This is a genomic window from Nitriliruptor sp. (assembly GCF_040882075.1).
Taxonomy (GTDB): Bacteria; Actinomycetota; Nitriliruptoria; order Nitriliruptorales; family Nitriliruptoraceae; genus Nitriliruptor.
The window spans coordinates 4,548-15,515 of sequence record NZ_JBBEBZ010000157.1; the positions used below are offsets into that span (position 1 = coordinate 4,548).

13 protein-coding genes are annotated in these 10,968 nt (G+C 73.3%); 3 read left to right on the forward strand and 10 right to left on the reverse strand.

The window, feature by feature from the left end; genetic code table 11:
• Positions 1-92 precede the first annotated feature (92 nt).
• The 7 genes from WEB03_RS09465 to WEB03_RS09495 form a co-directional block, all read right to left on the reverse strand.
• Positions 93-1,085 carry an NAD(P)/FAD-dependent oxidoreductase gene (locus tag WEB03_RS09465; RefSeq protein WP_368070706.1) on the reverse strand — a complete coding sequence of 331 codons (993 nt, stop codon included), beginning with the start codon at positions 1,083-1,085 and terminating at the stop codon, positions 93-95.
• 96 nt (positions 1,086-1,181) lie between these two features.
• Positions 1,182-1,631, reverse strand: a complete 450-nt coding sequence (locus WEB03_RS09470; protein ID WP_368070707.1) for a hypothetical protein — start codon at positions 1,629-1,631, stop codon at positions 1,182-1,184.
• 31 nt (positions 1,632-1,662) lie between these two features.
• Positions 1,663-3,366 (reverse strand): S-layer homology domain-containing protein, encoded by a 1,704-nt coding sequence (locus tag WEB03_RS09475; RefSeq protein WP_368070708.1) that lies wholly within the window; start codon positions 3,364-3,366, stop codon positions 1,663-1,665.
• Between the two features lie 171 nt (positions 3,367-3,537).
• Positions 3,538-4,686, reverse strand: coding sequence for a DNA-processing protein DprA (locus tag WEB03_RS09480; RefSeq protein ID WP_368070709.1), 1,149 nt, complete (start codon positions 4,684-4,686; stop codon positions 3,538-3,540).
• On the reverse strand, positions 4,683-6,203 hold the full coding sequence (locus tag WEB03_RS09485; RefSeq protein WP_368070710.1) for a YifB family Mg chelatase-like AAA ATPase: 1,521 nt from the start codon (positions 6,201-6,203) through the stop codon (positions 4,683-4,685). The genes WEB03_RS09480 and WEB03_RS09485 overlap by 4 nt, the downstream gene beginning before the upstream one ends.
• A gap of 13 nt (positions 6,204-6,216) precedes the next feature.
• Positions 6,217-6,645, reverse strand: coding sequence for a YraN family protein (locus WEB03_RS09490; protein WP_368070711.1), 429 nt, complete (start codon positions 6,643-6,645; stop codon positions 6,217-6,219).
• 188 nt (positions 6,646-6,833) lie between these two features.
• Positions 6,834-7,148: a DUF2469 family protein gene (locus tag WEB03_RS09495; RefSeq protein ID WP_368070712.1), complete on the reverse strand. Its 315-nt coding sequence runs from the start codon at positions 7,146-7,148 to the stop codon at positions 6,834-6,836.
• Between the two features lie 132 nt (positions 7,149-7,280).
• Here WEB03_RS09495 and WEB03_RS09500 point away from each other — a divergent pair, with 132 nt between their 5' ends.
• A complete protein-coding gene (locus WEB03_RS09500) occupies positions 7,281-8,063 on the forward strand; it encodes a ribonuclease HII (protein ID WP_368070713.1) in 783 nt (260 codons plus the stop codon).
• On the opposite strand, the gene lepB is transcribed toward WEB03_RS09500, so the two are convergent.
• Positions 8,046-8,849 carry a signal peptidase I gene (lepB, locus tag WEB03_RS09505; RefSeq protein ID WP_368070714.1) on the reverse strand — a complete coding sequence of 268 codons (804 nt, stop codon included), beginning with the start codon at positions 8,847-8,849 and terminating at the stop codon, positions 8,046-8,048. The genes WEB03_RS09500 and lepB overlap by 18 nt on opposite strands.
• Positions 8,850-8,868: 19 nt before the next feature.
• Complete coding sequence (rplS, locus tag WEB03_RS09510; protein ID WP_368070715.1) at positions 8,869-9,219, reverse strand: 50S ribosomal protein L19; 351 nt, start codon at positions 9,217-9,219, stop codon at positions 8,869-8,871.
• A 300-nt stretch (positions 9,220-9,519) separates the two neighbouring features.
• Between rplS and WEB03_RS09515 the strand changes: the two genes are divergently transcribed.
• Positions 9,520-9,747 carry a type II toxin-antitoxin system CcdA family antitoxin gene (locus WEB03_RS09515; protein ID WP_368070716.1) on the forward strand — a complete coding sequence of 76 codons (228 nt, stop codon included), beginning with the start codon at positions 9,520-9,522 and terminating at the stop codon, positions 9,745-9,747.
• A 26-nt stretch (positions 9,748-9,773) separates the two neighbouring features.
• Positions 9,774-10,067, forward strand: a complete 294-nt coding sequence (locus WEB03_RS09520) for a type II toxin-antitoxin system PemK/MazF family toxin (protein ID WP_368070718.1) — start codon at positions 9,774-9,776, stop codon at positions 10,065-10,067.
• Between the two features lie 39 nt (positions 10,068-10,106).
• Here the strand turns inward: WEB03_RS09520 and trmD are convergent, their stop codons facing one another.
• A complete protein-coding gene (gene trmD / locus WEB03_RS09525; protein WP_368070717.1) occupies positions 10,107-10,859 on the reverse strand; it encodes a tRNA (guanosine(37)-N1)-methyltransferase TrmD in 753 nt (250 codons plus the stop codon).
• Positions 10,860-10,968 lie beyond the last annotated feature (109 nt).

Here is a 10,968-nt window from a genome sequence, read left to right on the forward strand (position 1 = left end):
CGTCGGGAACTCACCGAGGACATCGGGTGGTGGGGAGGCCCACCTGAGCCCCCGGTGCGCCCGACGCACGGCGGTTCCGGTGCCTCGCGCCATCACTCCGCGGGGGCGAGGTCCTCGACCGGCGGCGCTGCTGGAGGCGCACCGGGGGCCGGCGAGACGCCGTGGAGCGACTCGGCGCAGGCCACCCCGGCGACCGTCCCCTCGCCGATGGCGACGTTCACCAGCTGCATCCCCGGGGTGACGTCGCCCGCCGCGAACACGCCGGGGACGGTCGTCTGTTGCCGTTCGTCGACGGCGATGACGCCCTCGTGGGTCAGCTCGCAGCCGAGCGCGGTGGTGAGCTCGACGGTCGCGTCGTGACCGATGGAGAAGAACACCATCGCCGCGGGCACCTCACGACCGTCCGAGCAGCGGACGGCTCGAAGCGCGCCGCGTTCGCCGATCAGCGCTTCGACCCGGTCGTCGATGAGCTCGATCCCGAGCTCGCGCAACCGGTCGAGCTGGTCGTCGTCCAGCTGGGGGACGGCGCCGTGGGAGACGATCGCGACCTCGCTGGCCCAGTCCAACAGCTCGACGGCGTACGCCGGCACGTGCGCTCCCCACCCGAGGACGACGACCGGACGGTCGCGGGTCTCGAAACCCTCGCAGGTCGGGCAGTGCTGGACGCCCGCCCCGTAGTGCTCGTCGAAGCCGTCGATCGCGGGGAAGCGGTCACGGACACCCGTGGCGAGCACCACGCGACTGGCGAGGACCGGCGCACCGTCGACGTCGGCGCGGAAACGTTCGCCGTCGGGCTCGATGCCCCGGACCTCGCCGTCGCGGACCTCGACGTGGGGGTAGCCGGCGAGGTCACGCAGGGCGTCGGCCCGCAGCTCGGCCGGAGAGGCCGGGTCCCGGCCGAGCATGCCGTGGATCGCCTCGGTGGCACGGTTGCGGTGTCGCCCGGCGTCCACCACCAACGTGCGGCGACGGTGACGGCCGAGCCACGTCGCGGCGCTGAGCCCCGCGGGGCCTCCGCCGACGACGAGCACGTCGACCTCGGGTGGTGGACCCGGAGGACGGTCCGGCGCATCGGCGTTGGGCACGGCAGCTCCGCAGGTGGGAGCCCGCAGCCTCGCCGCCCGGCCTCCGCGGTGCACACCGTCGATCCGTCCCGTCCGGTCACCGTCCGCGAACGCGCCTCACGGGGTCGTGGGCTCGTCCGGTCCAGCGGCGTCGTCGTGGCAGGTCACGACGAGGCCGGTCGTGCGGTCGGTGACACACCCATCCTCACCGACGACCAGGTCGGGCGGCGGCGGATCCGATCGGGGCGGCGACTCCTGCGACCCACCCGATGAAGGCTCCTGCGCTTCCGGCTCCTCGGTCGCGTCCGGAGGTGGCGGGATCGCACGCTCCGGCCGGGGACCGCGCTCGCGCTCCGCTCCAACGGGCACCGTGTCGACCTCCGTCGGCGTACCCGTCGGCGCACCCGCCGGCGCGGCGTCGACCTCGACCGGCGGTGCCCCGCCGCACGCCTGCAACCCGAGGCTGAGAGCGATCACGGCCACCGCGTAGCGGCGAACACGCCGGTGAGCGGGAGCGGCCGGGACGGTGGCCCACACGGGCCTGGGTTCGGTGATCGGCTCGGTCACGGTGATCTCCTCCGCGGGAGTGAGCGGCACGTCAGCGCTGGTTCTGGGCACGGACGAGCATCGTGGCCATGGCGGCCCGCGACACCTCGGAGCGCGGCTGGAAGGTCCCGTCGCTGTACCCGCTGGCCACCCCCGCCTCGGCGAGGCCACCGATGGCACCACCGTGGGTCGACCACCGGCTCACGTCGGAGAACCGGGGTCGCGCGTGCGGGATCTCGAACGTCGACGTGATGAGGCTGGCTGCCTGCGCACGGGTGACCACCTCGTTCGGGCAGTAGCGCGTCGACGAACACCCCGAGGTGATCCCCGCCGCCGACAGCGCCGAGATCGAGGCTGCGTGGACACCGGACACGTCGCGGAAGCTCGAGGTCGTCGCCGCAGGTGGGATGCTGGCCGCCTTCACGAGGAACGTGGCCATCTGCGCCCGGGTCACGCCGGTACCCGGGCAGAACTGCGCCGTCGTGCACCCGGTGGTCAGCGCTCGCTGCGCTGCGGTCTCGATCGTGGCGTAGTGGGTGTGGCTACGGGGCACGTCCTGGAAGCGGGTCGGGGGGGTGGTCGGAGCGCTGCTCGAACCGGACCCGACGAGCGTCGCGACGCGGCTGCGGATCGACCCCATCTTGGCGTACAGGTACCGGCCGGGGCAGGCGGTGGACCCGACGTTGCGGTGGGCGGTGAGGGTGTTGATGGTGCGGCCGCCCACCGACATCGTCCGCGACGCGGAGGCCGAGATGCCGTGGATGTCGTACTTCCAGGCCGTCACGCGGGCCACGGCCTCGACGGCTGCAGCGGGGACGTCGGCGGTGTCGTAGTTGCCCAGCACCGACACGCCGAACGAGCCGGTGTTGAACCCCTTGGCGTGGGCGCCGATAGCACCCCGTTCGAGGCCGCCGGCGCGCCCCTCGAACACCTGCCCGAACTTGTCGACCATCACGTTGTAACCGACGTCGCCCCATCCGAGGGTGCGCGCGTGGTAGCTGTAGATGCCGCGCACGACCGCTGCGGACTGGGCCTTGGTGTAGCTGTTCGAGCCGGCGGTGTGGTGCAGCACGGCGAAGGTCGGTGTGCGGTACGAGGTCGACCAGGTCCGCCACGACTCGTCGGCTCCCCAGCCGGCACGCGAGATGATGGCGGGACGTCCGACGGCGGCCTGAGCCGGGGCGACGACGGGTCGGGGGGTGAGCAGGCGGACCGCCTTGCTCACCAGCCCCTCGTTCTCGCCGAGGGTGTCGATGAGCTCGGCCTCGATGGCGTCGATCGCCGCGGTGGGGTCGGCGGCGGGCGCAGCATCGAGCGCGATCTGGAAGGCGTCGGAGGGGCCGACCCACGCCGGTTCGCTGAGGTCAGATCCCTCCGCGACCTCGTTCGCGGAGCCGGCGTCCGGTCCGTCGAGGTCGGGCGAGACACGTTCGACGTCGAGCCACTCCCCCCAGGCGCCATCGGTGGCCCGGGTGCGGATCCGGATCTCGTCGACCCCGTCGGGGAGGCGGAAGCCGATGGTGGAGAAGGTGACGCCGGTCGCCACGATGTCGGTGGCAGCTGGCTCCTCAGCCGACGCGAGCCCCGCGGAGACGGCGGGCACCTCGGGCTCGGTCGCCTCCGGGAGCGCATCGGCCGTCGCGGTCACCGTCGCCGGTGGGGCGACCTCGGTGGCGAACGATGGGGCGACGGGCACGACGGTCAACGCGGTCAGTGCGGTGATCAGGACGAAGGCAGAGCGGCGACGGAACTGCAACGGATCCCCGTTCGAGAGCTGGCGGCGGCCGGGGGCCGTTCGGCCAGGTCGCTCGGTCTCCGTCGGCCGCCTGCGGCGCGCTCTCGAGGTGACGGTCGATGACCGCGCGTCGGGAACTCCTCGGGGCCTGCGACCGTCGTGTCTCGTACGCCCGCTACCCGCGGGACGGCGTCAGCGCGGCGCGCGGCGCAGCCTGATCCCGGAGGCGTCATCTGCCGTCTCCCCGGCGACGCGCGCCCGGGTGAGCGCCCCGAGCAGGACCGCCGCCGGACGTCCGGTCCGAGCCGCCAGATCGTCCACCAGCAGCGGTCGGGGCCACGCAGCGACCAGTTCGGCGTGCACGTCCGCGGGCAGGACCGATACCGACACGTCGCTCGACCGCTCGGAGCCCGACCCGGTCGGGGACTCCACGGTCGCGCCGCCGAGGAGACCGAGCACATCGCTCGGGCTGGTGCAGGGACCCGCGCCCTCGGCGAGCAGCCGGTGCGGCGCCACCGATCCGGGCGCGCGGACGTCCCCTGGGACCGCGAGGACGGGGGTCCCCCGCTCGGCGGCCTCGGTGGCGGTGACGAGGGCGCCGGAACGGGCTCCTCCCTCGACGACCACGACGACGTCGGCGAGGCCAGCCACGATCCGGTTGCGTGCCCGAACGTTGAACGGGGCGGCCGGCGCGTGCGGGAGCTGCTCGGACAGGACGGTCCCGCCGTGGTCGACGATCCGGTCGAACAGGCCGCCCGGACCGGCGTGCGGCCGCGGGTAGCGGACCGCGTGCCCGCAGCCGAGCACGACGGTGGTCCCACCCGGAGCCTCGAGCGCGGCGAGGTGGGCGGCCGCGTCGATCCCGACCGCGCCCCCGGACACCACGCACGCACCGGCGTCAGCGACGGCGCTGGCCAGCCAGGCCGCGACGCCCGTGCCGTACCCCGTCGCTCGACGCGCTCCGACGATCGCCACGGTGGGCCCGTCGCCGGGGGGCCGTCCACGCCAGGCCAACAGGGGTGGGGCGTCGACGTGCGGCCAGCCCGCGCGACAGCCCGCCGGGTAGGCGTCGTCCCCGACCGTCGCGACCTGGACACCGAGGTCGAGCCAGGTGCCGACGAGCTCCGCGATGGCCGCGACCAGGTGGTCGGCGGGCGGCCGCAGCACCGCGTCGAGCGCACCCGCCACGTCCGTTCCGGCGCGCTGCTGGTCGACCGCGTGCCGGAGCCCGGCGAGCGTCCGGGCCGGGTCGACGACCCAGGCCAGGGTCCCCGCGAGGCGGTCCGGGTCCACGTCGGGTCCGGCCAGTCGGGTGACCCGACGACGCAGGTCGGCGGTCACGGGACGGCCACCACGTCCGGGAGGCGGTAGGCGACCGCCTCCTCGACGTGGTCGGTCCGCACCGCGTCGACACCCTCGAGGTCGGCGACGGTCCGCGCGACGCGCAGGCACCGGTCGAACCCACGGGCGGACAGCCCGAGCTGCTCGATGGCCGTGGCCAGCGCGCGGAGGGCCGAGGCGGTCACCGAGGTGCGCACCTGTTCGGCCGGGGCGTCGCGGACGAGCCGGCCTGGCCCCCACCGTTCGGCCGCCAGGTCCCGGGCTGCTCGCACGCGCGCCGCGACCGTGGCCGTGTCCTCGCCGTCGGCGGGTCCGACCAGCCGGTCCCGGTCCACGGGACGGAGCTCGACCTGGACGTCGAGCCGGTCCAGCAGCGGTCCCGACAGCCGAGCCCGGTAACGCTCGACCCGGTCGGGCCGGCAGGTGCACGCCCGGGTCGGGCTGCCGAGGTGCCCGCAGGGGCAGGGGTTGGTGGCCGCGACCAGGAGCACCGATGCCGGGTAGCGGACCGTCGCGCGCGACCGGGTGATGATCACCTCGCCCCGTTCGAGCGGTTGCCGGAGCGCGTCGAGCACCCACCGCGGCGTCTCGAGCAGCTCGTCGAGCAGCAGCACCCCGTGGTTGGCGAGGGCCAGCTCGCCCGGGCGCGGGATCCCGGTCCCGCCGCCGATGAGTCCCGCGCCGGACACGGTGTGGTGCGGTTCACGCATCGGTGGGGTCAACGAGAGCGGTTCGTCCGGCCGCCGCTCCCCCGCCAGGGAGTGCACCGCCGCGACCTCGAGCGCCTGGTCCACCTCGAGCAACGGCAGCAGGCCGTGGAGCCGTCGCGCCAGCATCGTCTTGCCGCAGCCGGGTGGTCCCGCCATGAGCAGGTGGTGGCCGCCCGCTGCCGCGAGCTCGACGGCCCGACGTGCCACCGCTTGGCCACGCACGTCCCGGAGGTCGTCGACCACGACCGTCTCGACCGGCGGCATCGGCAGGGCACGTCGTGCCGGCGCCTGTTCGAGGAGGACCGCGACGACCTCCGCGAGGTCGCTGACCGGTACCACCCGCAGCCCGTCGACGAGCGCGGCTTCCGATCCCGCCGCGTCCGGGACGAGGAGCGTCCGGGCCCCGTGCTGCCTCGCTCCTGCCGCGGCCGGGAGCACCCCGGGGACCGCCCGCACGGTCCCGTCGAGGCCCACCTCACCGACCGCCCACAGCCCGTCGAGCGCCTCGACGGGCACCTGTCCGGAGGCGGCGAGGACGGCGCACGCGATGGCCAGGTCGAAGCTCGTACCCACCTTCGGGAGGTCGGCTGGGGCGAGGTTGACCACCAGCTTGTCCTTGGGCCAGGTCGCGCCGCTGCGCAACGCCCCGGTCCGGACGCGATCGGCGGCTTCGCGGACGGAGCTGTCCGGCAGCCCGATCAGGCGCGTGGTCGGCAGGCCCGACGTGCACACCGCCTCGACCCGGACGGGACGGGGATCGAGCCCGACGAGGGCGACGGCGTGGACGGTGGCGACGGGGCGGCTCACCGCGACCCCGCCATCAGAGGGCCGCCAGGACGTGGTGCAGGACCGGGTCGCGTCCGAGGTCGACCGCGATCACGTCGAGCCGGACGCGCGGGTAGGGCAGGCGCGCCTCGCGCAGGAACGCGGCCGTCAGCGCCCGGATCTTGGCGGCCTTCCGCGGCGGCACAGCCGACAGCGCACCACCGAACCGGGACGCGTCACGTCGGGCCTTGACCTCGCACACCACGACGCAACCCTCCGCCGTGTCGACGCCGATCAGGTCGAGCTCGCCGCGCAGTTCACCCGCGTACAGGCGCCAGTTGCGGGCCACGAGGTCACAGCCGTCGGCGACGAGGTGGCGTGCGGCCAGCTCCTCGCCGAGCGCCCCCGTGGCCGGGTCGTCACGCCCGGCACGAGCCAGTTCAGCGGCGTCGAGGGGGCAGGGGTGGCAGGTCAGGGTGTCCATGGCTCGGACGGTACGAGCCCGCCAGCGTCACCTCGGATCCGGTCCTGCTGCGCCTGTGGACAGCGGTATCAGATGACGCCGAAGCCCCACAGCAGTCCGGCGCCGAGGATCACCACGGCGGCGACCAGCAGCCAGATGTCGTTGCGCTTGTCGTCGCGGTAGCGTCGCGTCGCGTTGAAGCCCACCGGTCATCGCTCCAGGAAATCGGGCAGGTCCGCGTCGTCGTGCGTCAGCTCCTCCACGTTCACGTCACGGAAGGTCAGGACGCGCACGTCCTTGAGGAACCGGGCGGGCCGGTACATGTCCCACACCCACGCGTCCTTGAGACGGAGCTCGAACCAGAGGTCCGATCCCTCGTGCGGGGTCACCTCGACCTCGTTGCAGAGGTAGAAGCGGCGCTCGGTCTCGACCACGTACCGGTAGAGCCGGACCACGTCGCGGTACTCGCGGTAGAGCGAGAGCTCGAGGTCGGTCTCGTACTCGTCGAGCTCGTCGGGGTTCACGCGGCGCTGCCCTGTCGGTGGGGTGCGGACGGCCGGACGGGACGCCCGCGTGACGCGCGAGGGTAGCGCTCGCCGCGCCCGCTCCCGGGGGCGGCACCGGCGTGTGGAGGGCCGACGGTACGGTCCCCCGCGATGGCCGACACCTCCGCTCCGAGCACCGCTGCACCACGTGTGCGACGGCGTCGCGTTCCCGTCCCCGGGATCCGCGCTGAACGGCCGCACTGGGACGCCGGCGCGGTCGTGGCCGGCGTCGACGAGGTCGGGTGCGGCGCCTGGGCGGGTCCCGTCACCGTCGGAGCCGTCGTCCTGCCGAGCGACCGTCGGATGTACAAGCTCCGGGACTCCAAGGTGCTGACGCCGGCCGCTCGTGAGCACCTCGCGACGCGCATCACCGGGTTCGCGCTCGGCGTCGGCATCGGCCACGCGAGCAACACCGAGATCGACGAGCTCGGCCTCAGCGACGCGCGGCGCCTGGCCGCCAGACGGGCCGTCGATGCGTTGCCGGTCCGACCGGACGTGCTGCTGCTGGACGGCAACTGGGACTTCCTGGCCGGCTACGGGACGCACAACGAGCTGCTGATCCGCGGCGACGGCCGATCGACGTCGATCGCGGCCGCGTCGATCGCGGCGAAGGTGACGCGCGACGCCATGCTCGCGACGTGGGACCCGGAGCACCCGGGGTACGGGTTCGCGTCGAACAAGGGCTACCCGTCACCGTCGCACCGTCGGGCCCTCCGCGAGCTCGGCCCCTGCACGTTGCACCGGCACTCGTGGGCCCCGATCGCTGCGCTGCGTCAGGGGCGGCTGTTCGCCACCGACCCAGAGACCGCGTCCGACCCGGAGACCGCGTCCGACCCGGGGTCCACGTCGCTCAGCGAGGGGCCGCCAGAGGTCCGGTCAGCCAGCCGCGCGTGACCGACCGAGCGAGTTGACCGACTCGCCGACCTCGTCGGCGTCCGGCACCTCTTGCGCATCGGGGGCGGGCACCTGCGCGTCGGGGACGTCCACGTACTCCACGCCGGTGAGCATCCCGAAGTGGTCGACGGGGAAGAGGATGATCACGGCACGGCCGACGACGTTGTCGCGCTCGACGAACCCGAGCGACCGACGCGAATCGGAGGAGTTCGGCCGGTTGTCGCCGAGGAAGAACAGGCGGTCGTCGGGGACGATCACCGGGCCGTAGTCGGTGTCCTCCTCGACCTTGTAGGGCTCGTCGAGGGCGACCCCGTTGACGAACACCTCACCACCGTCGATGCGGATCTCGTCACCCGGCAGGCCGATGACCCGCTTGACGAAGTCGCGGGCGCTGGCGGGGACGACACCGAGGAACTGCCCGACGCCGCGGACGAGACTGGTGGCCGTGCCCTCATCTCGGGGGACCGACTCGGTCTCGCCCTCGAACACCACGATCTCACCGCGTTCCGGCTCGCGGAACCGGTAGGTGATCTTCTCGACCACCATGCGGTCGTCGACGGTCAGGGTCGGTTCCATCGACGCCGACGGGATGAAGAACACCTGTAGGACGAAGGTGCGCAGCAGGAACGCCAGCACGAACGCCACCAGGAGCAGCACCGGAAGTTCCCGCAGGAACGACCCGCTCGAGGTATCACGTCCGTCGTCGCCCGATGCGTCCGCGGACGCGCCGACGTCCTCCGCCGCGCCAGCGTCGGAGGACGTCCAGAGGTGGTCGCCATCGGCCACGGAGCGAGCTCCTCGGTCGTCAGCGGGCCTCGCGCTTCTCCTTGATACGAGCCTTCTTGCCCACACGGTCGCGCAGGTAGTAGAGCTTGGCGCGACGCACCTTGCCCCGACGCACGACCTCGATCTGCTCCAGCACCGGGCTGTGGACCGGGAAGGTCCGCTCCACCCCGACGCCGAAGGAGATCTTGCGGACCACGAAGGTCTCGCGGACGCCGGCGCCCTTGCGGGCGATCACGACACCCTCGAACACCTGGATGCGCGAGCGCGTCCCCTCGATGACCCGCACGTGCACCTTGACGGTGTCACCGGGCCAGAACTCCGGAACGTCGTCGCGCAGCTGCGCCTTCTCGACGAGATCGACCTTGTTCATACGTCTTCAGCTTCCCGAGTCGGGCGGGTGGGGCGCAGCGCTGGCGGGTCCAGCTCGGGCGGCGCAGCACGACCGGCAAAGAGCGGGGCCTCGAGGTGGAGGTGCGCCGCGCAGTGCGCGGGCGCGGGAGAACGCGCGGGACGCTGCGGCTCGGGAGGATACGGCGCGCCCGCGCGTGCGACAACCCGCGGCAGCGGAGCGGACGCACGCCGCGCTGTCAGACCTCATCATCGCGTGTGCGACCGTCCGTCCCCCCGGGGTTCGGGTACGTTCGTCCCTACCGAGGGTAGGATGATCAGGATGGCGAAGAGGAAGATCTCGGCGACGGTCTCCGCGGAGCGGATCGAACAGGCCAAGGCGGTGACCGGTAGCAGCAACCTCTCCGAGCTGATCGAACGCGGTCTGGCGGCACTCGTCGAGCGCGAACTCGAGAGCCGTTGGATCGAGGGGTACCGGCGCGAACTGGAGGTCGACCTGCCCGGGGCGACGCCGGTCGATCTCACCGACGTGCCGTGGGAAACCGCGTGACGCCGCCACGACCGCACCGCGGGGAGGTGTGGTGGGCTGACGTACCTGGTGACAAGGTCCGCCCCGTGCTGGTGCTGACCCGGGAGCGCTTCATCGCACGCTTGCACTCGGTCCTGGTCGCTCCGGTCACCTCCACGGTCCGCGGCATCCCGACCGAGGTCGCCCTGGGTCCCGACGATGGGTTGCCACAGCACTGTGCTGCCAACTTCGACAACCTCTTCACCCTGCGTCGCGACCGCTTGGAGACGCGGATCGTCACGCTGACCGACGACCACCTGACCGAGGTGTGTCGCGCCTACCGGTTCGCGGCCGGGTGCTGACGCCACACGCCGCGACAGCGCCCACGGTCGGATCGAGCGTCAGCGCAGGTCGGGACGCCGTCGCTCGGTGAGTTCGCGTGCCTGATCGTGACGCCAACGGCCCACCGCCCCGTGGTCGCCCGAGGTCAGCACCTCGGGGACGCCGTGGCCGCGGACCTGCGACGGCCGGGTGTACTGCGGGTGCTCGAGCAGCTGCTCTCCGGTGTCCAGCCGTTCGCTGAACGATTCGTCGACCGGCGACGCGGCGTTGCCCATCACCCCGGGGACGTGCCGGGTCACCGCCTCGATCACCACCGCAGCCGCGACCTCCCCGCCGAACACCACGTAGTCGCCGACCGAGACCTCGTCGGTGGCAACCAGCTCGTGGGCGCGTTCGTCGATGCCCTCGTAGCGGCCGCAGCACAGCACGAGCCGGTCCTCGGCGGCGAGCTCGCGCGCGAGCGCCTGGGTCAGCGGCCGCCCACGAGGCGTCAGCAGGACCGTCCGCGGCCGTGGGCCTCCCGCGACGTGGGCGAGTCCCTCAGGCGGGCCGGTGCGTCCTGCGGTGGCCTCGGGCGGCAGGTCGTTCCAGACCGCCTCGGCGGCGTTGATCCACACGTCGGCCCGCATGACCATGCCGGCGCCACCCCCATAGGGCGCGTCGTCGACGGTCCGGTGGCGGTCGGTGGTCCAGTCGCGCAGGTCGTGGACGCGCACGTCGAGGGTGCCGTCGGCCGCCGCCTTGCCGAGCAGCGAGGTCGTGAGGGGACCCTCGAACCACCCGGGGAAGATGGTCAGGACGTCGATCCTCACGAGACGTCCCCGTCGTGGGCATCGGCGTCGGGCGGGACCTCGCTGGGCGCGACCTCGCTGGGCGCGACCTCGCCGGGCGCGACCTCGCCGGGCGCGACCTCGCCGGGCG

Coding starts and splice junctions, on each gene's coding strand:
- WEB03_RS09490 (WP_368070711.1), bottom strand. CDS start 6,645: ATGGACACCCTGACCTGCCACCCCTGCCCCCTCGACGCCGCTGAACTG.
- WEB03_RS09500 (WP_368070713.1), top strand. CDS start 7,281: ATGGCCGACACCTCCGCTCCGAGCACCGCTGCACCACGTGTGCGACGG.
- rplS (WP_368070715.1), bottom strand. CDS start 9,219: ATGAACAAGGTCGATCTCGTCGAGAAGGCGCAGCTGCGCGACGACGTT.
- WEB03_RS09515 (WP_368070716.1), top strand. CDS start 9,520: ATGGCGAAGAGGAAGATCTCGGCGACGGTCTCCGCGGAGCGGATCGAA.